At 40.1% G+C, this 24,546-nt stretch carries 22 protein-coding genes; 17 read left to right on the top strand and 5 right to left on the bottom strand.

Translation table 11 applies throughout. The features are described from left to right. Window positions 1-8 precede the first annotated feature (8 nt). The 9 genes from ABIS04_RS04690 to ABIS04_RS04650 all read left to right on the top strand — a co-directional run bounded on the left by ABIS04_RS04690 (window position 9) and on the right by ABIS04_RS04650 (window position 8,775). Window positions 9-704 carry a CDP-alcohol phosphatidyltransferase family protein gene (locus ABIS04_RS04690; protein WP_350432761.1) on the top strand — a complete coding sequence of 232 codons (696 nt, stop codon included), beginning with the start codon at window positions 9-11 and terminating at the stop codon, window positions 702-704. Then, entirely contained in the window at window positions 701-1,513 is an 813-nt protein-coding gene (locus ABIS04_RS04685; RefSeq protein WP_140233574.1) for a sterol desaturase family protein, read from the top strand. Before ABIS04_RS04690 ends, ABIS04_RS04685 begins: the two co-directional genes overlap by 4 nt. A 185-nt stretch (window positions 1,514-1,698) precedes the next feature. Then, entirely contained in the window at window positions 1,699-2,817 is a 1,119-nt protein-coding gene (locus tag ABIS04_RS04680; RefSeq protein WP_240778444.1) for a methyl-accepting chemotaxis protein, read from the top strand. Between the two features lie 180 nt (window positions 2,818-2,997). Further along, on the top strand, window positions 2,998-5,262 hold the full coding sequence (locus ABIS04_RS04675) for a bifunctional diguanylate cyclase/phosphodiesterase (protein ID WP_350432760.1): 2,265 nt from the start codon (window positions 2,998-3,000) through the stop codon (window positions 5,260-5,262). A 144-nt stretch (window positions 5,263-5,406) separates the two neighbouring features. Then, window positions 5,407-6,099 (top strand): 5'-methylthioadenosine/adenosylhomocysteine nucleosidase, encoded by a 693-nt coding sequence (locus ABIS04_RS04670; protein ID WP_137222381.1) that lies wholly within the window; start codon window positions 5,407-5,409, stop codon window positions 6,097-6,099. Between the two features lie 98 nt (window positions 6,100-6,197). Beyond that, window positions 6,198-7,205 (top strand): cobalamin biosynthesis protein, encoded by a 1,008-nt coding sequence (locus tag ABIS04_RS04665; RefSeq protein WP_350432759.1) that lies wholly within the window; start codon window positions 6,198-6,200, stop codon window positions 7,203-7,205. Window positions 7,206-7,284: 79 nt separating this feature from the next. Continuing rightward, window positions 7,285-7,674, top strand: a complete 390-nt coding sequence (locus ABIS04_RS04660) for a DUF2721 domain-containing protein (protein WP_137222385.1) — start codon at window positions 7,285-7,287, stop codon at window positions 7,672-7,674. Next, the gene (locus ABIS04_RS04655; RefSeq protein ID WP_350432758.1) at window positions 7,671-8,297 is read left to right on the top strand and encodes a TRIC cation channel family protein; all 627 of its coding nucleotides are present in this window, start codon (window positions 7,671-7,673) and stop codon (window positions 8,295-8,297) included. The genes ABIS04_RS04660 and ABIS04_RS04655 overlap by 4 nt, the downstream gene beginning before the upstream one ends. Window positions 8,298-8,364: 67 nt before the next feature. Beyond that, window positions 8,365-8,775, top strand: a complete 411-nt coding sequence (locus tag ABIS04_RS04650; RefSeq protein ID WP_240778486.1) for a nuclear transport factor 2 family protein — start codon at window positions 8,365-8,367, stop codon at window positions 8,773-8,775. 110 nt (window positions 8,776-8,885) lie between these two features. On the opposite strand, the gene tyrS is transcribed toward ABIS04_RS04650, so the two are convergent. Next, entirely contained in the window at window positions 8,886-10,082 is a 1,197-nt protein-coding gene (gene tyrS / locus ABIS04_RS04645) for a tyrosine--tRNA ligase (RefSeq protein ID WP_350432757.1), read from the bottom strand. A 124-nt stretch (window positions 10,083-10,206) separates the two neighbouring features. Here tyrS and ABIS04_RS04640 point away from each other — a divergent pair, with 124 nt between their 5' ends. The 4 genes from ABIS04_RS04640 (at window position 10,207) to ABIS04_RS04625 (ending at window position 14,128) form a co-directional block, all read left to right on the top strand. Then, window positions 10,207-11,724, top strand: a complete 1,518-nt coding sequence (locus ABIS04_RS04640) for a peptidoglycan DD-metalloendopeptidase family protein (protein ID WP_140233569.1) — start codon at window positions 10,207-10,209, stop codon at window positions 11,722-11,724. 47 nt (window positions 11,725-11,771) lie between these two features. Continuing rightward, a complete protein-coding gene (locus ABIS04_RS04635) occupies window positions 11,772-12,884 on the top strand; it encodes an anhydro-N-acetylmuramic acid kinase (protein WP_350432756.1) in 1,113 nt (370 codons plus the stop codon). A gap of 380 nt (window positions 12,885-13,264) precedes the next feature. Further along, complete coding sequence (locus ABIS04_RS04630) at window positions 13,265-13,651, top strand: DUF2750 domain-containing protein (RefSeq protein ID WP_140233567.1); 387 nt, start codon at window positions 13,265-13,267, stop codon at window positions 13,649-13,651. Between the two features lie 6 nt (window positions 13,652-13,657). Continuing rightward, window positions 13,658-14,128 carry a hypothetical protein gene (locus tag ABIS04_RS04625; RefSeq protein ID WP_350432755.1) on the top strand — a complete coding sequence of 157 codons (471 nt, stop codon included), beginning with the start codon at window positions 13,658-13,660 and terminating at the stop codon, window positions 14,126-14,128. Between the two features lie 143 nt (window positions 14,129-14,271). Here ABIS04_RS04625 and erpA read toward each other — a convergent pair whose 3' ends face one another. Beyond that, window positions 14,272-14,622, bottom strand: coding sequence for an iron-sulfur cluster insertion protein ErpA (gene erpA / locus ABIS04_RS04620; protein ID WP_137222401.1), 351 nt, complete (start codon window positions 14,620-14,622; stop codon window positions 14,272-14,274). Between the two features lie 21 nt (window positions 14,623-14,643). Next, window positions 14,644-15,423, bottom strand: a complete 780-nt coding sequence (locus tag ABIS04_RS04615) for a DUF6776 family protein (protein WP_137222403.1) — start codon at window positions 15,421-15,423, stop codon at window positions 14,644-14,646. 262 nt (window positions 15,424-15,685) lie between these two features. On the opposite strand from ABIS04_RS04615, the gene ABIS04_RS04610 reads away from it, so the two are divergent. The 4 genes from ABIS04_RS04610 to nhaD all read left to right on the top strand — a co-directional run bounded on the left by ABIS04_RS04610 (window position 15,686) and on the right by nhaD (window position 21,632). After that, window positions 15,686-17,425 carry a chloride channel protein gene (locus tag ABIS04_RS04610; protein ID WP_140233564.1) on the top strand — a complete coding sequence of 580 codons (1,740 nt, stop codon included), beginning with the start codon at window positions 15,686-15,688 and terminating at the stop codon, window positions 17,423-17,425. Between the two features lie 277 nt (window positions 17,426-17,702). After that, window positions 17,703-18,722: an aspartate carbamoyltransferase gene (locus ABIS04_RS04605; protein WP_137222407.1), complete on the top strand. Its 1,020-nt coding sequence runs from the start codon at window positions 17,703-17,705 to the stop codon at window positions 18,720-18,722. A gap of 26 nt (window positions 18,723-18,748) precedes the next feature. Continuing rightward, a complete protein-coding gene (hemL, locus tag ABIS04_RS04600; protein ID WP_137222409.1) occupies window positions 18,749-20,035 on the top strand; it encodes a glutamate-1-semialdehyde 2,1-aminomutase in 1,287 nt (428 codons plus the stop codon). A gap of 349 nt (window positions 20,036-20,384) precedes the next feature. After that, a complete protein-coding gene (nhaD, locus tag ABIS04_RS04595) occupies window positions 20,385-21,632 on the top strand; it encodes a sodium:proton antiporter NhaD (protein ID WP_137222411.1) in 1,248 nt (415 codons plus the stop codon). Window positions 21,633-21,719: 87 nt separating this feature from the next. Here nhaD and ABIS04_RS04590 read toward each other — a convergent pair whose 3' ends face one another. Then, on the bottom strand, window positions 21,720-22,796 hold the full coding sequence (locus tag ABIS04_RS04590) for a general secretion pathway protein GspB (protein ID WP_350432754.1): 1,077 nt from the start codon (window positions 22,794-22,796) through the stop codon (window positions 21,720-21,722). Beyond that, on the bottom strand, window positions 22,796-24,469 hold the full coding sequence (locus ABIS04_RS04585; protein WP_350432753.1) for an AAA family ATPase: 1,674 nt from the start codon (window positions 24,467-24,469) through the stop codon (window positions 22,796-22,798). Before ABIS04_RS04585 ends, ABIS04_RS04590 begins: the two co-directional genes overlap by 1 nt. Window positions 24,470-24,546 lie beyond the last annotated feature (77 nt).

Below are 24,546 nucleotides of genomic sequence, written 5' to 3'. Positions count from 1 at the left end.
AACGACGCATGTTAGATAAATTTATTACTCCAGTGATTAAACAAATATTATCCCCAGTAGTGGTGTTACTCGATAAGCAAAAAGTGCACCCAGACCAATTGACATTAGTCGGTTTTGGTTTAGGCATGCTAGCCGTGCCGTTTCTCGTAATGCAGCAGTGGTATACGGCATTATTTTTTATTGCCCTCAATCGTATTATTGATGGCCTTGATGGCGCCCTCGCTCGCTATCAAAAACACACCAGCGCAGCAGGTGGTTTCTTAGATATTTGCGTCGACTTTGTATTTTACGCAGCCATTCCATTAGGATTTGCCTTAGCCAACCCTAATGAGAATGCCCTAGCCGCAGCGGTTTTATTAACCGTGTTTATTGGTACCGGCTCAAGTTTTTTGGCTTTTGCGATACCAGCAGAGCAGCTGAATCTTCCTAGGCCACAATTTGCCAATAAGAGTTTCTATTATTTAAATGGCTTAACCGAAGGCACTGAAACCATCGCCTTTTTTGTCGCATTTTGTTTATGGCCAGCCTATTTCCCAGAACTTGCATACAGTTTTGCATTTTTAGGCGCGATTACCATTTTTACCCGTATACATGGCGGCTATCACACATTGAAAAATCATACCGTTAAAGAATCCGGCTCAAAGAAACTTGAAGTTAACAAACCTGCAGTAAAGGAAACGGTCATTGAGGAGCCTAGAATATGATAGATGAAATAGCAGCAATCAGATTAGGGGTATTTTTAACCATTCTTGTGTTGATGATGAGTCTAGAACTGTTGTTTCCCGCAAGAAAGTTAACCAAAACACCACAATCAGCCACCATGCTGACTCGTTGGTTTGGTAACTTTGGCTTATTGATAATCTCATCTGTAATGGCAAGATTAATACTGCCGCTGGGTTTAGCGGGTTTTGCCTTATACACCACCCAACAACAATGGGGATTATTACATTACGTTGAGCTGCCATATTGGGCTAATATTATTATCAGTATATTGCTGCTGGATATGCTTATTTATTGGCAGCATAGGCTATTTCATATAATTCCGTTACTGTGGCGCTTACATAAAGTCCACCACGCAGATCGCCTTGTCGACAGCAGTACAGCTTTACGTTTTCATCCTTTTGAAATCATTGCCAGCCTTGGCATTAAAGCGCTCGCGATTGTGATATTGGGGATACCCGCAGAAGCCGTAATACTGTTTGAAATTTTGCTTAATGGATTTGCGATTTTTAACCACACTAATATTCGTTTACCAAAACAACTCGAAAAAGTGGCTCGTTATGTCGTGGTAACCCAAATACTCCACCGCATACATCACAGCCAGATTATGGCTGAAAGTAATACCAATTTTGGCTTTAGTGTTATTTGGTGGGATCGGATTTTTGGCACCTACTCCAACGATGCCAGTAAACCTGATAATCAAATTGATATTGGCCTAACTCAATACCCCAATGCAAAACAAAATGCTTGGCTCTCCGGTTTATTATGGATGCCTTTTACCACTAAAAAATAACAGTACGGTGCAGTGTAAATCATCAGAGGTTTAAACAATATGTACAATTAAATCCAACTCATTGTATTTAATCTATAAATAGAATCGCGTACTGTTAGACGTAAACTATTAGAAGTATTTATTATGCGTTTTTGTGATGTGAGACTTCTGAAGTTCTTGATTAATCGATGATACTTTACCATTATATGACTAATATATTATTAACGGATAAAGATACTATGATCGGTTTTACTCAAGGTTTGAAAGCTAGAATAGCCGATTTAGAACACCAATTAGTCACTAATAAACAGCACCATTCTGATGAATTAAATCAATTACAACTGACTATTTCTCAGTTAAGTCAGCAATTAAATCATTTAAATAGCCAATCCGGATACGATGCAGCACGTGCCGACCTTCAATTACAAGGTGCAACAATGCTCAACGATATTCGTGATACCACCTTAGAAAACTCAATTAAGCTAGATAATGAAAAACAAATGCTGTCTGAACTAGACAAGTTATTTGGTCAAACGCGGGTAGCAATAGGCAACTTAAAAGACCGTGCGGGGCATTTAAATGATCACGCAGAGAAAAGCATGACGACTGCGGCAGAACTCAGTCTATCTGCAAATGGGATCAGCAATCTAGTGTCATCTATTCAACAAATCTCAGAACAAACCAATTTGCTAGCGCTCAATGCTGCTATTGAAGCAGCTCGAGCAGGTGATGCAGGTCGTGGTTTTGCCGTGGTAGCGAGCGAAGTTCGTCAATTAGCAGGTAATGCGCATGAAGCCAGTACGAATATAGAGAAATTAGTATCCAAAGTAATTGACCAAACTGAACAAATTAAGCAAATGGTAGTAACAAACCAAACTTGTGCGAGTGATATTGCGGTATCTTCGGAACAAATTAATCAGGTAGTCTCCGATGTATTGCAAAGTTCTGACGTAATGAAACAAGTTATTGGTGATGCCTCATTGACTGCATTTTTAACAACGGTCAAATTAGATCATAGCGTGTGGAAAAGTGATGTATACCGAATACTCGCCAGTAAAGATCTTAATGCTAGTGTCAATAGCCACGCTGAATGTCGACTCGGTAAATGGTATTACCAAGGTGAAGGACAACAATTCGCGAGTTTATCGAGCTTTAAAGCGATTGAGCACCCTCATAAAACAGTACACAGTTCAGGAAAAGCCGCTGTGGAAGCAATGCGGTCGGGTGATGAACATGCTATTTCGGCGCAACTTGAACTCATGGAAGATGCAAGCATCAGTGTAGTTCATGCTATCGATAATTTACTTACTCAAAGTCAGCAGTAATATCGGCCATGAAATTAAGAAATACAACTTACTTTTCCATCGCATGTTTATGTGATGGAACTGTTTTATTTGCACAAAAAACCACTAGTGTCCCAACAAGTATTATTCAATTGATTGATTGATTGATTTAAAAAAACTATACTATTTAACAACCCTACGGTTACTAATGCGTAATATTGTATGAGTTTTTTAAACACCTTTTTCCTGCTAAATGATGATATTAACGCACATCAATCGATACCCAATTGGCGAATAAGTGCACTGAGGATAATCCTAACCTCTGGATTACTATTGTGCCTAGCCACTGCGTTGGATACATTCAGTAAAGCATTACAGCTAAATTATTTATGGATAATTGCGCTGACAATTGGCTTTACATCGATATTATTATTGCTGTTACTCGCAAGCAAGCGATTCTATTATTCCTGCGCTCACCTACTTCTTATTGCACTAGTTTTGGCTAGTTTAGCAATGAATTTAACCCTCCCTGAATTAGCATTAGCCCAAATCGGCAGTATGTTGATGTTTGTCTGTCCTGCCATCGCGCTAATGCTGTTAGGACGCAGAGTGGCAATATTTTATGCCTTATTAAATATTGTGCCGTTTTACATGATGTTACACGACATCAATCTATCTAAATATACTAATATAAATCAACAGCTTCCAGACGCTAACTGGTATATTACTGGCGTGATTTTTGTATTTTTTAATATCTGCATTCCTTTAGCAGTGGCAAGAACCATTGTCGCAGCTAAGCGCCTTAACAAAACAACATTATGTTCAAATGCTTATCTAAAAAGTAAAAATGATCTCTATCGCACTTTTTTTACTGAATCCACCATTCCAAAAATCATTGTCGATGATATGGGGATGATTACAGATGCTAACCAACAAGCTATTGATTTGCTGAAATTACCTAATCCATTAAATCATCAACAATTGTTGTTCTCTTCTATTATTCCGAACTTTAAAAGTTGCAATTCTGATAAGCAAGAACAGATACTGCAACTCAACAATACCTATCAACGTGTTGAACATCAGCAAGTTACGGATTCTGACTTTTGTGTTTATGAATTTCATGATTGCAGTACCGAGCAACACATTAAAGATAATTTGACCGCGATGGAGGAAGAGAACAAACGCCTGCGTTATCGCGATACACAAACACAACTACCTAACCGTGATTGGTTTGAACTGCAATGTAACCGCCTGATAGCCAAATATCGAAAAGGCTTTTATGTGGTTGTCGCCCAAAGCGCCAATAATGACTATTTGAATATCAAGTTTGGTAACCATAACAGTCAAACTATCACCCAAACAGCCTTTAAACGTCTGCGTAATGACATTGAAGGCCCCTTGTTATGTGCTCATATAGGTCCAGGTAAAATCGCCTTTATACTTGGCAGCCCTAATGAAAATGACCTCTATAGTGCCTTACCTAAAATCAAACATATTTTAGATAAAAATTATAATTTACTTGGCATTAAATCTTCACAGTCATTTTTATTTGGTATTGCTCATTGCCCTGAACATGGTGATTCCAGTGAGAAAGTTGTCGCTCATGCCCTCGAGGCATTAAAGCTAGCAAATACCAATGAGGTATTCAGCCTTTACAACGAAACCAATTCACAGAGCTTTTTAGAAAAATATGAAATTTCGATGTTGCTAGATGAAGCACTGCAACAAGGGGAACTCAGTGTACATTACCAACCCAAGGTAACTAATACAGGTAAATGCATTGGTCTTGAAGCACTTTCCCGGTGGAACAGCCCAATTTTAGGCTCGGTATCACCAGCCGTATTTATCCCCATAGCAGAAGAGTACCGTATGATCAGCCGTTTAACCGATTTAGTGGTTCAAAAAGTCTGTTCGCAAATTAATCAATGGACTCAACAAGGGTTTAACTGTGTACCAGTAGCAATTAACATTTCCTTAATCGACTTTAGCCAAAGCGACTTTATCTCTAAATTAGTTAAACATTTAGCTGACTTTGCTGTCAGCCCAAATCAAATTGAATTGGAGTTAACCGAAACTTCATTAGAAGCGAATCAAGCCCATTCGTTAATATTAATGAAAACCTTACAATCATGGGGTTTCACTATCTCGGTGGATGATTTTGGCGTCGGTTATTCCAATATAGCGCGCTTAGCTGACTACCCTATCAATAAACTTAAGTTAGACCGTTCCCTAATCAGCCAAATTACCACTTCGGATCGTCAGCAAAGCCTAGTGAGAGCCATTCATAATATGTGTGAAGAACTCAGTATAAAATGTGTTTCAGAAGGAGTAGAAACAGCCGAGCAGGTAAGGATTATGGCTGATATGGGCTGCAAAGAATTCCAAGGTTTTTATTTTTCAAAACCCATTACGCCGGAACAATTTTTTGCTCATGTTAGTCAAAAGGGACTGATATTTGAGCATCAAGACACTTTAATAAAAGCTTAGCAATAAGTACAAAAATAATGAGGTAACTAATAATCTGAAACGTGACAAACATAATAATAAATAGAGTCGGCTTTTTTACTAACCTAAAGCGACCATGGTATATTAGCGCCCATTCGTATTTGCTCATTCTGTTAAGGTTCACACATGAAAATCGGTATAATTGGCGCTATGGAGCCAGAAGTTGTTCATTTAGTTCAAGCTATTGTAGAACCAGTACATACAACAATTGCTGGCATCGAATTTATTAGCGGCAGTATTGCCGGGAAAGACGTGATAGTTACCCGCTCAGGTATTGGTAAAGTAGCTGCTAGTATCGCAACCACATTATTAATCGAAAAGTTCGCCGCTAGTCATGTGATTAATACCGGTTCGGCTGGCGGCTTTGTTGATTCACTCGCGATTGGCGATATTGTCATTTCATCTGAAGTGCGCCACCACGACGTAGACGTAACGGCTTTTGGTTATGAAATAGGCCAAATGGCCCAACAACCTGCTGCATTTATGCCTGATAACATGTTAGTCAATGCAGCCAAAGAAGCTGTGATGTCATTAGGTGAAGTCAACGTAATAGAAGGGTTAATTTGTACTGGAGACAGCTTTATATGCGATCCTGTGCGTACTAAAGTGATGCGCGAAAACTTCCCTACAATGGCAGCATGCGAAATGGAAGCTGCGGCTATAGCCCAAGTGTGTCATCAATTTAAAGTGCCATTTGTAGTAATCCGTTCTTTATCAGACAATGCCAATAATGATTCACCGGTGGATTTTGACTCTTACATCATTAAAGCAGGTTTGCATTCTGCCATGATGGTGACCGCATTGTTACAACAGCTATAAACCGTCTAGACTCTGTTCAGGTATTATGATGTTCATAATACCTGTTCCTGAGAAAACAACATTTGACGGTCCAACAACAGCCCAACTATTGAGTCTCTATGGTAAATCAATTATTCAATCCTCAATTACTTAGCCAAGATGGCGGGTTACTACAAACTTGTTGTATTGTTTTTTGTGCCTTAATATTGGCTCGATTTGCACCAATTCCAAGAGAATTACAACCATTACTCTGGTTTAACCGTTTAGCCACACTCATTGCCGCCAAGGTAAATCATCCCGAACGTGCAGTGAGCCAACAGCTTATCGCTGGCATTTTAGCCACATTCATTTTGATTGTACCAAGTGGCATTATTGTCAGTTTTTTACTTAGCTTTGCCGCCTACCCTTGGTTTTTTGAACTGATTATTTTGTATTTTTGTTTATGTGATTCCGCTTTTAAACCTGTTGCACAAAAGGTAGTTAATGCAATAAAAACGGGTAATAAGCAAGATGCCAAACAGTTGTTAGCACCTTGGACAAAACAAAATACTCAAGTTTTGTCTGAAGTAGGTATAAGTAAAACAACTATCGAAAAACTGTTTACCACCCCAATCTATGGCACCTTAGCCACTGTAATATTTTTTGCTCTCGGTGGTGCCACCATGGCGTTAATGGTGCGTATGTTAAGACAGTTAGAGCATTGTTGGCCGCCTTATCATCCGCATTTTCATATTTTTTCTAGCTTTGTTGGCCAATTAAATCGGCTGATCTTTTTTATTCCTACCTTGTTATGGCATTGCTCATTAGCCATCCAATTTGGTCAATTGGGTATTCGATCTATTTTTTCGAAAGCCACCATGTCACAAACCAGCAAAAATCAGTTAAATAATCACTACAGCAGTTATGCTCTGGCTGCGCAGTTATTAAAAATAGAATTAGGAGGTCCGCAGCAATTTAGTGACAACGGCAAAACCATTCGGGTCGACTTAGCAAAAGTAAAAGCAGGTCCATTACCTGATCATCGACACATCAGCCAAGCCATCACCATCACTCAAACTGCCAATCTATTTTGGATCAGCTTAACCTTGCTGCTACCCTTGATTTGGACTGGATTAAGATTACTTTAAAACATATAAATCTTGTTTTAAACAGGCTATCATTCAGCCAAAATCAAATGACTGCATATGCTTAATTAGGAATATCACTTTGTTCAATAGTTTACACGTATCATTAACGACACCTGCGTTATTATTTCCGGCTATTTCGTTATTACTATTAGCGTACACTAACCGTTTTTTTTCATTGGCGGCGTTGATCCGTCAATTAAGCAACAATAAAACACCAATACAAGACGATCAAATTAAAAATTTACGCCAACGGATTATTATCATTCGAAAAATGCAAGAAGCTGGTGTCAGTAGTTTTGCTATGTGTGTGTTTTGTATGATTTTAATTTATGCCGGTTTTAATCAAACTGGCTCAATAGTGTTTGGTTTAAGCTTATTACTGTTACTTTATTCATTGATTTTATCGGTTATTGAAATTCGTATTTCCGTTGATGCGCTTAATATTCACCTAAAAGAGCTAAGTAAATGAGTCAGTGGATCTACTTTTTTGATTTATGTGGTACCGCTGTATTTGCGCTTTCTGGCGCATTAGCAGCAGGTAAACATCGCATGGATCCATTCGGTGTTATCGTGTTAGCTTCTGTTACTGCAATTGGTGGCGGCAGTATTCGCGATGCATTAATCGGTTCAACACCCGTATTTTGGATCCGCGATCCTAACTATATCTATGTTATTATTGCAACGGTAATCGCATGTTTAGTTTTGGTGCGCAAACCCTATAAATTACCAGCCGTCACCTTACCCATTGCCGATGCATTTGGTTTAGCATTGTTTACCGTCATTGGTGCAGAAAAAGCCATATTATTAGGTTTATCTGGTATGGTCGCGGTAGTGATGGGATTAATAACAGGCGTTGGCGGCGGCATTATCCGAGATTTATTATGTCGGCAAGTCCCAATGGTGTTGCGAACAGAAGTTTACGCAACAGCTTCCATCGTTGGCGGAATATGTTATACCTTGAGTATATTTGTCGGCATGGATAATATGACATCATTATTGATTGCTATATCAAGTACACTCATCATTCGTTTAAGTGCTATCCGTTGGCATTTATCTTTACCGGCTTTTGATTTAAAAACCAAGAGAATTTAATGTGCGAATAATCTTAATATTATGCTGTTTGCTATTGAGCTTTCCGAGCAAAGCCAATATTGGTGATATGCCTCGTGAACAACAGCTTGCGATGCAATATATGGAAGCTTTGACGGACCATGACTATACCGTCTTGCGACGATTTTATTCTCGCGATACCGTGTTTTACGACAAAACAGCGAATACCACTTATACCGGTGGACGACATATTATTGCATTTTTACAACGCGCACATGAAGGCGTATTAGAGTACCGTTTAAACGTAGAACATATGTTTAATACTGGCTCGCTGGTAGTCATTATTGGCAGTTACCGCTTACGAGGCCCGGGCGATCAATATGGTAAACCCGGCAAAATTATCGATCTTGCCGTACCAGGGGTAACCACACTTAAATTTGATAACAACACTGAGCGATTGGTTGAACAAATGGATTTAATGGATTACCAGACAATGACTGACCAACTGGCTTCCCAGTAACTTATCTCTATTAATTATCCCTAATTCGGTTATGTTTAGTTTAGTTATGAATCAGACATAAAAAAAACGGCTTAACCAATAAGCCGTTTTTTATTGTCTCATTACTGGGTTTATTTCAAGATAACTTTGGCAAACTTACGTTTACCCACTTGGAATACGGCTTCAAGACCAGCATTAAAGCTTTGGCGACTGTCTTCTATCTTGTCGCCATCCATCTTCACTGCGCCTTGTTTAATCATGCGCATACCATCAGAAGTAGACCCCACTAAGCCAGCATTTTTAAGTAAGTTAGCAATGGCTATGCCTTCACCAGCTTCTAATACCACTTCTTCGATGTCATCAGGGATAGCACCTTTTTGGAAACGGTCAATAAACGCCTGGTGAGCGGCTTGCGCTTGTGCTTCATCATGAAAACGAGCAATAATTTCTATGGCTAGCAAAATTTTGATATCGCGTGGGTTAGTGCCATTTTCAACATCCACTTTGAACTGGGCAAGTTCGGTTAACGGACGGAATGACAACAACTCTAGATAGCGCCACATTAAATCATCTGAAATCGACATTATTTTGCCGAACATTTCATTTGCTGGCTCGCTCACACCAATATAATTATGAGCTGATTTGGACATTTTTTTAACGCCGTCCAGCCCTTCAAGCAAAGGCATCATGATCACTGTTTGCGGCTTTTGCCCTTCTGCTTTTTGCAACTCACGACCCATCAATAAATTGAATTTTTGGTCGGTACCACCAAGCTCGACATCCGCTTTAAGTGCGACAGAGTCATAACCTTGTAGTAAAGGATACATAAATTCGTGTATCGCAATCGCTTGTCCTGATGCGTAACGTTTTTTAAAATCATCACGTTCCATCATACGCGCTACGGTTTGCTGAGATGCTAAGCGGATCATACCCGCAGCACCTAATGGCTCTAACCAGCTTGAATTAAATTCGATACGGGTTTTTGCGGGGTCTAAAATTTTATAAACCTGCTCTTTGTATGTTTCAGCATTAGCAAGCACTTGTTCACGAGTCAGCGGTGGACGAGTACTATTTTTACCGCTTGGGTCACCAACCATGCCAGTGAAGTCGCCAATTAAGAAAATCACTTCGTGACCTAACTCTTGAAAGGTACGCATTTTGTTTAAAATGACGGTGTGACCTAAGTGAATATCTGGAGCGGTAGGATCTGCACCAAGCTTGATGCGTAATGGCCGTCCTTCTTTCAGTTTCTCAAGCAAATCCGCCTCAAGTAATATCTCATCGGTACCACGCTTAATCTCTGCCAATACTTGATCTAAATTCGCCATCTCTACCGCAACTCCTAGGGCTCGCACAAAAAATAAAGAGGTCTATGTTACTTGTTAGCCACAGCAAATGAAAGAGTGTACACTTAGGAGATCATAACTAGAGAGAAAATTGGTATCTTCGTCAATGGCAAAGCTTCTTACTTTATTCACATTGTTGCCAAAAGCACATCAAATCACATTATCTTTATTAGTGATTTTAACGACTGTTATTCTGATGTTTCCATCGGAAGATGCTCAAGCCTCGAAACAAACTAGCTTAACGAGTTCGTCGGCTGACAAATCAGCCATAGAAACCCATAAGCGCTATGACATTCCGCTAGCCTTTCGCACACCAACACCACCGGGTAAACATAGTGTTGAGCAAGATGAACCTGATGTTCTCCTCTCGAGCGATGACAGTAGCAAGTTAATCAGCGGTGAAACACCAGACGATGAAGCTTTTGCACAACATCTTGCGATGTTACAAACCAGTACCTCTGATATTGACGGTATGATCAATGATATTGATGATCAAGTTGCCGCGCAAAAAGCCCTGCTTAAACAACAAACGGCTAATGATGACAACATAGTTGAATATTTTGAAGTGGCCAAAGGCGATACTTTAGGTGGCTTATTTAGCCGTGCAGGACTCAGCGCCAAAGATGTCTACGACATTACCCAACTACCACTCGCGAAAAAGAATTTACTCAAAATTATGCCCGGCGAAGAAATCGCCATCAGTAAAAATGAACAAGGCGAATTACAAGAATTAACTTATCGTATGGATAAAGTGTCGACGTTAGTCATCAGCCATCAAAATGACGAATACAAAGAAACCGTTAACGTCAAAAAAGTTGAAAGTCGTACTTCATTTATCGCCGCTAATATTAAAAGTAATTTTTGGAATGCGGCTGCCGATGCTGGTTTATCGGGTAACCACATTATGGAATTAGCCAATATTTTTGGTTGGGATGTCGACTTCGCCCTAGATATCCGCAAAGGCGATCACTTTGCATTATTGTTTGAGCAAGAATATGCCGATGGCCAATTTTTACGTAATGGCAATATTTTAGCTGCTGAATTTTATAACCATGGTGAACGATACACAGCTGTACGTTATACCGACGGTGAATATTATTCTGAAAATGGTAGTAGCATGCGCAAAGCTTTTTTACGCTCTCCAGTAGACTTTAAATACGTCAGTTCTAACTTTAACCCACGTCGTCTTCATCCGGTAACAGGGCAAGTAAAAGCCCATAGAGGTGTTGATTATGTCGCCGCTATTGGTACCCCCATAAAAGCTGCTGGTAAAGGTAAGGTTATTGAGTCGAGTTATAACCAATATAATGGAAACTATGTATTCATTAAGCACAATGACACTTATACCACCAAATACTTACATTTAACCAAACGTAAAGTGAAACGTGGTGAGACGGTTAAGCAAGGTCAAATAATTGGTACTCTGGGTAAAACAGGTCGGGTAACTGGCGCGCACTTACATTATGAGTTTATTGTTAATGGCGTACACCGTAATCCAAGAACCATTAGCTTGCCTAAATCAACGCCTATTGATCGTAAAGAGAAAAACAAATTTACCGCCATCAGTAAACAATTAATGGCGCAATTAAAGTCAAATCAACAACAGCAATTAGCAAGTAACTAGCAAGTAATTAATAGCTTGTTTTAATTGCCACTAAAAGAGAATTTTCAATGCCTAAGCCAGAATATTTTATCGGCCTAATGTCAGGCACAAGTATGGATGGTATTGATGCCGTTTTGGTTGATTTTTCCGCTGCAAAGCCCATGTTAATCGCCAGCCACACTGAAACTATTCCAACTCACTTACTCAAAGGTTTACAACGTCTATGTCGTCCCGACACTGATGAAGTTAACCGCTTAGGCAGACTCGATCGTAGTACCGGCCAATTGTTTGCAAAAGCAGTTAATAATTTGCTAACAAAAACCACGGTTACTGCCGATGAGATTATCGCGATTGGTTCACATGGACAAACCGTTCGTCACATGCCCAATCTAGACATTGGTTTTACGTTGCAAATTGGTGATCCCAATACGATTGCTATTGAAACCAATATTGATGTAATCGCTGACTTTAGACGTAAAGATATCGCCCTTGGCGGTCAAGGCGCACCATTAGTCCCAGCATTTCATCAACAAGTATTTGCTAAACAGGGCCACAAAAGAGTGATTTTAAACATAGGTGGCATTGCCAATATCACCTACTTACCCGGTAATCACGACCAAGTATTAGGCTTTGATACGGGACCCGGCAATACGTTAATTGATGCCTATATTCAACAAGCACTTGGACAACCTTTTGATAGGGATGGCGCATGGGCTGATTCAGGTACTAGCCAGCCAGATTTACTCAAACAGTTATTGTCGCACTCTTATTTCTCACAGGCCTACCCTAAAAGCACAGGCAGAGAGATGTTTAATCAAGCTTGGCTTCAACAGCAACTGGCTGACTATAGCGATCTAGATCAACAAGATATTCAATCTACCTTGCTTGATCTTACTTGCCACAGCATTGCCAACGACATTAACAAATTGTCGCCTACTGGAGAACTGTTTGTATGCGGCGGTGGCGTGTTCAATAAAGCCTTAATGCAACGATTAGCCATCTTGGTTCCTGGCTATAAGGTGGATTCCACGAGCGCCTTAGGCGTTGATGCAAAATGGGTTGAAGGAATGGCATTTGCGTGGTTAGCAATGCGTTATCATCATGATTTGCCAGCTAATTTACCTGCTGTCACGGGTGCGTCACGCCCTGCTGTGTTAGGTGGCCATTTTAAAGCAAGATAAATACACCTAGGGTCTGTTGATCTTTGCAGGTTAAATTTTGTTCGAGATAAAAACGTTTTAATCGAGGCGAGCGGATTGCTGCCTAGCAATCTAAGCTAAATTCGCTCAACAAAGAGTAAAACCTTTTTAGCCGAACCCTTCGGGCAGCGTTTGTTGGTCATTTTTACTGCATTATCGACTTTTTATGTAGAATAACTACACCACAAAGTCTCTGCCTTGTACAAATGACCAACAACTCGCTGCAAAAACAACCTTGAAAGATCAACAGGCCCTAATATGAGTGGTTTACTTTTGCAATTGTGGCCTCAATGTTATGATGCCCACAAATTTGCTTAACCATTTCAGGCTAAGCAAAGCCGTAACTTAAGATGAGAGTTAATATGAGCAACAAAATCAAAAGCGTATCTGAACTAATAAATCTTACGCCTGAAGGCCGTTACGATTATATGGTTGAACAAATTAAAACTGAAAATGTCATTTGGACACTTCAAGATCAAGATGGCTGTGTCATGCTGACCACTGAAGATGAAGATTGTATCCCTATGTGGCCGTCAGAAGAAACTGCAGCACTATGGGCTGTCGATGAGTGGAAAGAATGTGAACCATTAGCCATTCCACTGAACGAGTTCCAAGAACGCTGGGTTAGTGGCATGGAAGATGACGATTTATTTATCGCAGTTTTTCCAGTACAAGAAGACTTAGGTGTTGTTGTACCACCGTATGAAATGAATGAACGTATTTCACCAAAAACACAGCAAAAGCATTAATTTGTCATGACTGATACCAGCACAGAATCAAACCAAGCAACCGTAGCTAAAATTGCCATCAAGCCATATTTACCGAAACGGTTAATAGCCTTATTGGTTGTTTATACTTTATCAGCCATCAGCGGATTAATAGCAGCAAACTCATTAGCAGATTTAAGTGCCATGTTGTGCATTTTAACCTTAATGATGGTGTTAGCTATTTTGGGACGTCAGAAAGCTGGCTTATATTTACTGCGGGTTTATTGTGTGCTGCAACTGCTGCTATATAGCCTATTGCCGATTATTATGTATGATCCTGATAATTTAGTTGCGGGTCCTACAACGTTTGATTTTGGTTTGTTTCAAGCAGTTGTGGCTGATTGGGTTATTTACTCGGTGCTTATTGCACTGGGGATAATTCAAGTGTGGATTAGCTTTAATGTTAAAGTGAAAGCGTGGTTTAAACCACGGATGAATCTGAATATTATGAGCAGTTAGTCGTAGGTTATCCTTTGATTGCTAAACCATGCTCTAAAAATCAAAAAAGCCGTCAATAGACGGCTTTTTATTGCATAAAAACATATTAAAGGACACAAAGTTAATATTCGTCCTAAGATCTACTTATCGGTGTATCAAAATCGTTATACAGAGAAACTTGCCCCACAACCACAAGTGGTCGTTGCATTAGGATTTCTAACGAAAAAACGTGAACCTTCAAGACCTGATGTGTAATCCACTTCACCGCCCACAAGATACTGAAGACTCATTGGATCAACTACCAGTAGTACACCTTGCTTTTCAATAGTGAAATCACCTTCGTTGACTTTTTCATCGAATGTAAAGCCATACTGAAAACCTGAGCAACCACCACCTGTAACGTACACACGTAGTTTTAATTCAGGATTCTGTTCTTCTTCCAACAGTCCTTTTACTTTTATCGCCGCCGCATCGGTAAATTGGATCGGCATTGCTGCATCAACTTGTTCAGTCATTACTACCTCTTACTTCGGTTTCTACTGAGAATTATCCTTTACCTGACTATTTTGTTCAAGTATTACCCGCAGTTCTTTTTCACCCATCAACAACTCCGGTACATTAAAGGTTTGCTCAATCTCGCCACCTTTAACACCACGGCTGGCATTGACCTTCACTGTAACGGATATCCTTTGCAAATTAAAACCTACAGGTAAGACAAAATCAGTGTCCATAATTTGAAAATAATTAAACTCGAAATCCAGTTTTTTATTCACCAACTTACTGAGTGACAACTCGGCAGGATGGCCGTCTTGGGACCCCAGCAAGATTACACTAGCCCGAGCTTTCGCTTTGACTTTTATTTTGCGTTTTTGCAACTGGGTTAGAATTAAACGCAATTGATATTGCTCGGGAATTAACCCTCGGGACAACTCTACCCCATCAATCGCCACGCCTTCAATGTCTGCATCATTTACCATGACACTGCGATAAAATGATAATTCTTTTTCTAATTCTTTTTGCTCAGTTAATTGACGGCTAAACATCTCTTGCATTTCTTTATTGGCATTTTCTGCAATGCTTAACGCTAAATTTCGACTGGCAAGCGCTTGTGCTTGTGTGTCGAGTTCCAGCAATAATTTGCGTTTGCCACTAACGCTATTAGGTGTCGCCTCTGGAGCAAAAGAAAGCCATAAATTAAAACTTATCGCACCAATTAAAAAGCACACTAACATTAAACTTATTAAGTATATGCCCGATGTCCGGTTTTTTCGCTCTAAAACTTGCAGTCTGTCTAACCAACGGTGATAATTTAACATTAAGTAACAACCTTTTAATAACGCACCTCAACTCGGGTTAAGAGATGAGGTTAATAAAGCAATATCAGTAAATATGATTAATTCTATATCAAACTGCTCATTTGTTTTGCTAACAAAATGAATTAACACTGCAATAGTTTATCTATTGAGAATCCATTTTACGCTGTTAGCAGGACCAAGAACGGTTCGATATCCGTTTATTATCCAGAACGGAGGTTAACTACTGTATGCTTGATAATGCCAATCAGCTTAGAGCGAAACAGTGCAGTTTAAGATAAATAAAGTTGCTATTATTCACGCCAAAAGAGCTGCGCGCAAATATCTGCGTAACGAATTTAGAGATAAATTATCTCAAGCCAAAATTAGTGTGCAACTTTGCGCACTGGCACTGCTGTTTGCGATTATCGCTTCAGTGGTTATTATTTTATTTCGTTTATGCCTTGTGTGGTCAGAGCAATATCTGCTTTCTGATACAGCTCATATCAGTTCAACCTTAACAGACTGGCGCATTTACCTCCCATTAATGGGTGCAATACTGATTTGGTTACTGTCACTTATTGGCTCAAAACGCTATCGGCGTATGGGCATAGCCTATGTATTACATCGATTTAAATTACACTATGGTAAGGTTCCACTTCAGTCTGCTGCAGGACAGTTTTCCCAAGCATTAATTGCATTGATGGCTAATTTCTCTGTCGGGAAAGAAGGTCCCGCAATTCACCTTGGTGCTGTTAGCGCTAGTGTTATGGCTGAAAAGTTTTCGTTGCCAGACAATAGCGTGCGCATTATGTGTGCCAGCGGAATAGCCGCTGGTATAGCAGCTATCTTCAACGCACCACTTGCAGCAGTATTATTTGTGTTTGAAGTTATTGTTCGAGAATACAAGATCCAATACTTCTTCCCCATTATGATCTCTGCTATTTGCGGTGCAGTTTCCAGTCAACTTGTGTTTGGTAATATTCATGAATATGAGTTAATCAATGTCATCCACATTCCATTGGACCATTATCCAATATTACTCATTGGCGGCGTAGCATTGGGGTGTGTCGCAGCACTGTTTAACTTTTCGCTCATGAAAGTAACCGCTACAGGGCAAAACTGGCCATTAATTTATCGACTGCTTATTGCTGGAGCCGTAACCACACTAATAGGTTTGGTGATGCCACAAGCGCTAGGTTCTGGTGATTTTGCGATTAGCGAGGCAATTAGCGACCACCCTAGTTTATTATTTTTAATTGCGTTGTTATTCGCAAAAATGTTGGCAACTATTGCGGCTATAGGATTAGGTGTACCAGGCGGACTTATTGGCCCTCTTTATGGTATTGGCGCATTGATCGGCGCAATTTTAGCCTTAATCAGTAGTTTACTATTTCCATCTATTGCGCCTTATGTGGGTTTATATACCGTAATTGGCATGACGGCAATGATGGGCGTTTGCCTTAGCGCACCTTTGGCGGCCTTAGTTGCACTTCTTGAATTAACCAATGATGCGTCGATTATTTTACCTGCCATGTTTGTTACCATTCCAGCATTTTTAACCGCATACCAAGGCCTTAACACTAACTCTCTGCTTTTGAAACAGCTCGATATTATGGGCCTGGGTTACAAAGTTGCTCCATTGAACCAAGGGCTACAAATGAAAGGCGTCCGAGTATTAATGGATAAACGTTTTGTTATTGTCAACGATGATGACGAACTGTTGCTTGAAGTACTAAAACGCGCAGAAGGTCGTCCGGTATTGGTACGTAATGCCGAGGGACAGATTGAAATGTTACGACTCGAAATGCCATCTGTTGAAGATTCAACCACGCTCTCGCGCCATCTAATGCTAGGGTTATCAGATACCGCTACCTTGAACGAAGCCTATGAAGCTCTAGCACCTAAACGATCTGGTGAAGTATATATTTACCGATATAGCCCCAATAGCCCTAATAATCAAAAAGTGGTTGGGGTGATTAGTTGGTCCAATTTATTACAAGAAATTCGCGCGGGCCAAATATAAATAGCCATTGTTATATTCTGTGGGTGTTGGTTAAATTAATGAGAACGACCATAGAAATGGAATGAATAACCTCAGCTAAAAACCCAAGAATGTTCTTCTCAGCAGCAAGTGAATCTGTTATTTCTACACGGTTATTATATTTATCTGTTCGTTATTTTCTGCTACAATTTTGCCTCAGCCACATTATAAAAAAAATCGATAAATACCCTATAAAATAACGGTGAAATAACATGCTGTTCTGGTGCCTATTTTGCCCTACACTTTGGAAATCAGGCTGATGACGCAGTTCGAAGGTTCACACATCCTTTCAGTAAACCAGTTAGATCTGGATTCAATTAACACTATTTTTAACGTCGCAAGTAGAATGACCCCCTATGCTTTACGTGAGAAACGCACTAAAGTATTAGACGGTGCTATTTTAGGTAATCTGTTTTTTGAAGCGAGTACCCGTACTCGGGTCAGTTTTGGTTGTGCCTTCAACTTACTTGGCGGTCATGTACGTGAAACGACTGGAATGGCATCGTCGTCATTATCAAAAGGTGAGTCTTTATATGACACAGCAAGAGTGTTATCAACATACTCAGATGTAATTGCTATGCGTCATCCAGATGCCTATTCAGTCAAAGAATTTGCAGAAGGAAGCCGAGTACCTGTTATCAATGGTGGCGATGGTTCTAATGAACATCCAACTCAAGCTTTGCTGGATTTATTTACCATCAAAAAAGAGTTAGGCCATGCAGGTATGGGTATTGATGGTATGCATATCGCAATGGTTGGCGATTTAAAATATGGTCGTACTGTACATTCATTATCACGCTTACTTTGTATGCATAAAGACATTCAGTTCACATTGATATCACCAAGTGAACTAGCAATGCCTGACTATGTGATCGCCGACATTGAAAATGCTGGCCATAAGATCACAATAACAGAACAACTTGAAGGTAATTTGCATCATGCAGATATTCTATATCTGACACGCATTCAAGAAGAGCGCTTTCCTTCACAAGAAGAAGCCAACAAGTACCGAGGAAAGTTTCGCTTAAATCACAATATTTATACGCAGCATTGCAAATCAAATACGGTGATTATGCATCCACTACCTCGTGATTCACGCGCGCAAGCAAATGAACTCGATAATGATTTAAACAGCCATCCAAGTTTGGCTATTTTTAGACAAGCCGACAACGGCTTACTTATACGCATGGCACTTTTTGCATTAACACTTGGGGTTGAAAACCAACTCGAAAAGTATGAGTGCCCAGTAAACTGGTATTCACGTAAAGCCGATAGATAATTGGCGCATAATATTAAGGATTAGACATGACCCGTTCCGAAGTTTTATTTGAACAGGCTAAAAAAACCATTCCTGGTGGCGTTAATTCACCAGTACGAGCCTTTGATGGTGTAGGTGGTTCACCACTGTTCATTGAAAAAGCTGATGGCGCTTATATTTTTGATGCCGATGGCAAAAAATACATCGACTATGTGGGTTCATGGGGACCTATGATTTTAGGCCATAATCATCCTAAAATCCGTCAAGCGGTGTTAGAAGCTGTCGAAAACGGCTTATCATTTGGTGCGCCGACTGAACTTGAAGTAAAAATGGCTGAAAAAGTCATTGCTATGGTGCCATCGATAGAACAAGTACGTATGGTCAGTTCAGGTACCGAAGCAACCATGAGTGCTATCCGTTTAGCCCGTGGTTTTACTAATCGTGACAATATTTTAAAATTTGAAGGTTGTTACCACGGTCATGCTGATTGCTTATTAGTTAAAGCAGGATCTGGCGCGTTAACTTTAGGGCAACCAAGTTCTCCAGGGATTCCTGAAGACTTTGCTAAACACACATTAACTGCTACTTATAACGACCTTGATTCGGTACGTGCGATCTTTGAGCAACAACCTGATGGTATCGCTTGTATTATCGTTGAACCTGTCGCTGGCAATATGAATTGTATTCCACCAGTAGAAGGCTTTTTACAAGGCTTACGTGCCATTTGTGATGAATTCGGTGCGTTATTGATTATTGATGAAGTGATGACCGGTTTCCGTGTATCTATGAGCGGCGCACAAGGTCACTACGGCGTAACTCCAGACTTAACCACTCTTGGCAAAGTGATTGGCGGCGGTATGCCTGTAGGCGCATTTGGTGGCCGTAAAGATGTCATGCAGTTTATCGCACCAACGGGTCCCGTTTATCAAGCGGGAACTTTATCTGGTAATCCTATTGCCATGACAGCTGGATTAGCGCAAATGGATGCTTTGTGTGAACCTGGTTTGTATGAAGCACTTGCTGATAAAACTAAACGTGTTGCAGAAGGCTTTAAAGCCGCGGCAGATAAGCATGGAATTCCACTGAACATCAATTATGTGGGCGGCATGTTTGGTATATTCTTCACCGAAGATACCGCGCCAATGACGTCATTTTCTCAAGTGATCAAATGCAACATGGATCACTTCCGTCATTTCTACCATGGCATGCTAGATGAAGGTGTTTATTTAGCACCAAGTGCTTATGAAGCTGGTTTCATGTCAATGGCTCACGGCGACGCTGAAATTGAATTAACATTAGCGGCTGTAGATCGCGTATTTGCCACAATGAAATAATTAACTGCATTCCTTAACGCTAGTGGTGGTTAATCTACGTTAAGCGAATAGCTGGTAATTAAAAAGTTGGTCACAAAAATAGGATAAATAACGACGTTATTTGTCCTATTTTTATTTGAGATAACACATTTATCCCTTCCTCGTCCCCTTGTTCAAATGTCTATGCACTTCTTTAGTCGATTGTTGCTGAATTAACTGTGATCTGTGTTGCGAAATGGCTCATTATGTGATGTGATCGCCACCGCAAAACGGAAAGCTTAATTTAACCTTAAAATGGGGTTGAACTAGGTTAGCAAAAATTCAGGGTAATGATATTGGTTACCTACAACACAAAGTTGGAATTGCAGTCATGCTACATACCTTTCTTATCTCACTTGCAGTGCTTGCGCTGTTAAGTATTGTGCTCGAAGAAGTTACCCATATTAATAAAGCGAAAACCACCCTGTTTCTTGGCTGTATTGCTTGGATCACATTATTCATTGCCTCTGGTAGTCCTGAGAGCAGTAAGTTGGTTGGCAAAGAGCTTAATGAAAACTTATTAGAAATCGCCACATTATGGCTATTTTTAATGTCTACCATGACCTTTGTAGCTTACCTTAATGCTAAAGGTATGATCCAAGTACTGGTGCAAAAAATATTTCCACAACAAGTCTCAGTGCGAATGTTAATGATTCAGGTAGGCATATTTTCATTAGTATTATCGACTTTTTGTGACAACGTTACTGCCACACTGGTGTCATTAGGTTTACTGACAACCTTTAATTTAGATAAACAAATACGCCGTCGTATGGCAGTGTTAATTATCTTTGCTGTGAACTCTGGTGGAGTTGCATTAATCACTGGTGATGTGACAACGTTGATGATTTTTCTTGCGGGAAAGGTACATATTTCAGAATTATTAATACTGTTCATTCCTGCAGGCATTAGTGTCACTATTCTGGCAATACTGTTCTCACTCAAAGCAGAAGGACATGTAAGCACCACACCTACTGCGCAAAATTATAATACCGTCGATATTGTTATCGGGGTGATTTTCTTCACGACCATTATATTAACAATGGTGCTTAACGTCCTCTTTGGAATCCCCCCTGTATTGACCTTTTTATTCGGTTTATCAGTGATGTTCTTAGTGGGAAATACCAATAAAAGTAAATCTGAAGAAGTGCAAGTATTAGAATATATACGTCAAGTAGAATTCGACACTCTATTGTTCTTCTTAGGTATTTTATTACTTGTGGGTATGCTTAAAGAAATCGGCACCCTGAATTTATTAACCGAAGTCTATGGCATGTATAACCCAAGTATTTCTAACTTCTTCACTGGTGTCGGTTCTGCACTTTTAGACAACGTGCCATTAACGGCAGCACTGTTAAAAGCAGATCCTATTCTAACAACTGCACAATGGTTAGGATTAACCTACTCTGTTGGTGTGGGTGGTTCGTTATTAGTTATCGGTTCTGCATCAGGTATTATTGCAATGAGTAAAGTTGAGGAGCTGACATTTGTCAGCTACTTAAAATATGTTCCTGCATTACTATTATGCTACTGCATAGGTTATGGATTAACCTTATTTTTAGCCAATCAGATCCACGGTTAAGCATTAGTTAGAGCTTACCCCATAAAAAAGGCGCTTATAGCGCCTTTTTTGATCTGAAATTAATCAACATAAATGATAATGGTTGAGTTAAATGGCTGGTACCCTAAATTGTTCACCGTCAATTTCTAACACTATATCCCGAGGGCGAATTTCAACGATAGTGAGCTTATTCTGAATCATGTCACCCTGCTGTAATTCAACCCCATCGACATTTAGCCAACGGTTACTGGGTTCTGTCGAATAGACATGAGCATTAATAGTAAACTCGGGCACTTGTAACTGCACACTGGCAGGTAAATCACCATACTTTGGAATTTGATTATTACTTGGCGTTGGGATCGGATCAAGCTTTGGTTCGGTCACTTGTTGATTGACAGAATGCTCATATTCAACATCTTTGAGTGCCGTTTGAAAGGCCGCTAACAAATTATTACGTTCATCAATCGATGGTTGTTTTACCGAAGAAAAATCAACATCTTTTGCAGCAGCATTGACTTGTAAACGTAATGCTTCAAGTTCTGCCAACCCTCGGCGGTTAGCATTAGCACCTAAAATAATCTCTTGTTGCGCTTGCTCTTCTTGGCGATTAAGGGCTGCAGCTTGATCAATACGATCTTGCTCGTTTTGATCATCCTGTTGCTGGTCGTTAGATTGATTTGCTTGGCTTAACTGGTTTGATTGAGAATATGATCTATCAGCCTCTGCTGATGCTGTATAAGTTTGGGGGTTGGAGTTAACATTTGAACCTACGGATGCCGCTAAGCTAAAATTATTAAACGGTTTTGCAATAGGCAATGCCACTTTACCTGCCAAGCGAATCTCATCATTATTTTGCGCCGCGAGCTCCACCTTTGTAGTAACCGAAGGTTGAGCGGTTGACGTTACCAACAAATTTTCTGGCGCGGCAATGACTGTAGCTTGAGTGCCTACCGCGGTTATTGGTTCAACGGTCCCTAATTGCTTTGAAGGAGATTGTAATAACGCACTCATTCCCCAAGCAGCGCCAATACCAATTGCAATAGTAACGGCAAGCACACTGAACTTATTAAGCTTTCGAGAGCCCTTAGTGGGTGGTGAATATTGATGGGATGGTATCGACATTATATCGACAACATCAGTTTGCTGCTGCTTTTGACGATTGACTGCATCTAATAGAATCGACATTAATTGCGCTCCTCAGAGGCACTTAATCGTGGACCTTGCTGACTTAAATATAAGTTAAGTTGAACCAAGGTCTGATTTCCAGCAATACCATCGGGTTTTAAACCATGCTGACGTTGAAATTGCATTAACTGTTGTTCTAAATCGCTGTCAAATTGGGTAAGCAATCTAGCAGGACGTTTATTAACTAACGCTAAGCTATTTTCAAGCCACTGAACTTGCCCCAAACTGGAAGACAAACTAATTTCTCGAGGCAATACACTATCTGGTTGCCATAAAATTTCGAAGGTGCCACTAAAGTGACGATCAAACCAATCTTTATTCACCCAAAATTGCTGCTCACCTAACTGCAATAAAATTTGCTCGGCTTGGCGCTCTACAATCACACCATAAAATACGTTCGCTTGTGCATCTTGTAAATACACCACAGCAGGGTAATTCAAGCGCATAATACTGTACCAATTACCTTGTTGCTGGTAACAGGCTAAACCTTGCTGTTGCGCCGCCTGGCAGGCCGACAAGCCAATAATAGGTTGTTTATTCCACAAGCCAAATAAACCCGCAAAGGCATTATCAATATTGCTGCTTTGCAACATAGCTTGATTGAGTATTTGTTGCTGTGCATTAACGGCTGGCGTGGTTGTTTGGAGTTGTTGAGTCTGAGTGGTTGTAGGCAAGTTTGTTACACTGGGAAGTACTGCTGGATTTTTAGTATTTTCAGGCTGTAGGGTTGCGTTATTAACTGCTGCCGCATTCGCGTTAAAGTTGTCATTAATAGTCGAGCGGTTAAATAGATAAAATGACAATCCAAACACCAAAACTAACACTGTCGCAGCAACAAATGGCCAGCGCTTATCACTAGGCGTATCAATATTACCTAACACTTCAACCGCTGCTTGATTAACCATTTTATGATCAATCGGTACCTTAGCTTGACCATATCCAGCCATAAGCGCTCGTTCACATAGTAAATTGGTTAAGCGTGGAATGCCGCCAGAATGCTTATGCAACGCAGTTATCGCTTTACGGGTAAACAGGGGCTCGTGTCGACCAGCCACTTGTAAGCGGTGCAGTACATATAAGCCAATTTCATCTTTATTTAACGGTAATAAGTGATAACGAGCTGTGATCCGTTGTGCTAACTGACGTAAATCTTGACGCTTTAACAGTTGCTGTAGTTCTGGCTGACCAATCAAAATGACCTGCAACAGCTTTTTGGTATTGGTTTCTAGATTAGTCAATAAGCGCAGCTGTTCTAATACTTCAGAACGTAAATGTTGTGCTTCATCAATAATCAATACTGTATTACGACCATTTTTATGATTGTTGAGTAAATACTGACTAATCAAATCTGTAAGCTGCTTTAAGGTTGGATTATCGCCATATTGAATTCCCAACTCATCACAAAGCGTTGCTAAGAGTTCAAGCTCAGTCAACGAAGGATTAAGAATAAAGGCTGTGTCAGTATTGTCTGGTATTTGTTGTAATAAACACCGAGAAACAGTGGTTTTTCCTGTGCCAACTTCACCGGTTAATAATACAAACCCACCAGTTTCACCCAGACCATAGGTCAAATGAGCTAAGGCCTCACGATGACGATCACTTAAAAACATGTAATGAGGGTTAGGCGCGATAGAAAAAGGATTATCATTTAATCCATAAAAGGCTTTATACATACGACCAAAAATCCTTATTTGAAACTGACGGCTCACGTTAATGCTTGTATCACTGCTTGTCAAAAGTTAGCCGTAAA

The sequence above is a fragment of the Shewanella sp. H8 genome (assembly GCF_040285065.1).
Taxonomy (GTDB): domain Bacteria; phylum Pseudomonadota; class Gammaproteobacteria; order Enterobacterales; family Shewanellaceae; genus Shewanella; species Shewanella polaris.
Note: the sequence above shows the minus strand (reverse complement) of the source record. Positions and strands in the feature narration are given on the sequence as shown.

Excerpts from the sequence above, each read along its gene's own strand:
- ABIS04_RS04635 (WP_350432756.1), top strand. The coding sequence starts at position 11,772 with ATGCCTAAGCCAGAATATTTTATCGGCCTAATGTCAGGCACAAGTATG.
- ABIS04_RS04685 (WP_140233574.1), top strand. The coding sequence starts at position 701 with ATGATAGATGAAATAGCAGCAATCAGATTAGGGGTATTTTTAACCATT.
- ABIS04_RS04585 (WP_350432753.1), bottom strand. The coding sequence starts at position 24,469 with ATGTATAAAGCCTTTTATGGATTAAATGATAATCCTTTTTCTATCGCG.
- ABIS04_RS04640 (WP_140233569.1), top strand. The coding sequence starts at position 10,207 with ATGGCAAAGCTTCTTACTTTATTCACATTGTTGCCAAAAGCACATCAA.
- ABIS04_RS04590 (WP_350432754.1), bottom strand. The coding sequence starts at position 22,796 with ATGTCGATTCTATTAGATGCAGTCAATCGTCAAAAGCAGCAGCAAACT.
- hemL (WP_137222409.1), top strand. The coding sequence starts at position 18,749 with ATGACCCGTTCCGAAGTTTTATTTGAACAGGCTAAAAAAACCATTCCT.
- ABIS04_RS04665 (WP_350432759.1), top strand. The coding sequence starts at position 6,198 with ATGGTAAATCAATTATTCAATCCTCAATTACTTAGCCAAGATGGCGGG.
- ABIS04_RS04615 (WP_137222403.1), bottom strand. The coding sequence starts at position 15,423 with ATGTTAAATTATCACCGTTGGTTAGACAGACTGCAAGTTTTAGAGCGA.
- ABIS04_RS04670 (WP_137222381.1), top strand. The coding sequence starts at position 5,407 with ATGAAAATCGGTATAATTGGCGCTATGGAGCCAGAAGTTGTTCATTTA.
- ABIS04_RS04625 (WP_350432755.1), top strand. The coding sequence starts at position 13,658 with ATGACTGATACCAGCACAGAATCAAACCAAGCAACCGTAGCTAAAATT.
- ABIS04_RS04605 (WP_137222407.1), top strand. The coding sequence starts at position 17,703 with ATGACGCAGTTCGAAGGTTCACACATCCTTTCAGTAAACCAGTTAGAT.
- ABIS04_RS04650 (WP_240778486.1), top strand. The coding sequence starts at position 8,365 with ATGCCTCGTGAACAACAGCTTGCGATGCAATATATGGAAGCTTTGACG.
- ABIS04_RS04680 (WP_240778444.1), top strand. The coding sequence starts at position 1,699 with ATGACTAATATATTATTAACGGATAAAGATACTATGATCGGTTTTACT.
- ABIS04_RS04690 (WP_350432761.1), top strand. The coding sequence starts at position 9 with ATGTTAGATAAATTTATTACTCCAGTGATTAAACAAATATTATCCCCA.
- ABIS04_RS04675 (WP_350432760.1), top strand. The coding sequence starts at position 2,998 with ATGAGTTTTTTAAACACCTTTTTCCTGCTAAATGATGATATTAACGCA.
- tyrS (WP_350432757.1), bottom strand. The coding sequence starts at position 10,082 with ATGGCGAATTTAGATCAAGTATTGGCAGAGATTAAGCGTGGTACCGAT.
- nhaD (WP_137222411.1), top strand. The coding sequence starts at position 20,385 with ATGCTACATACCTTTCTTATCTCACTTGCAGTGCTTGCGCTGTTAAGT.
- erpA (WP_137222401.1), bottom strand. The coding sequence starts at position 14,622 with ATGACTGAACAAGTTGATGCAGCAATGCCGATCCAATTTACCGATGCG.
- ABIS04_RS04630 (WP_140233567.1), top strand. The coding sequence starts at position 13,265 with ATGAGCAACAAAATCAAAAGCGTATCTGAACTAATAAATCTTACGCCT.
- ABIS04_RS04655 (WP_350432758.1), top strand. The coding sequence starts at position 7,671 with ATGAGTCAGTGGATCTACTTTTTTGATTTATGTGGTACCGCTGTATTT.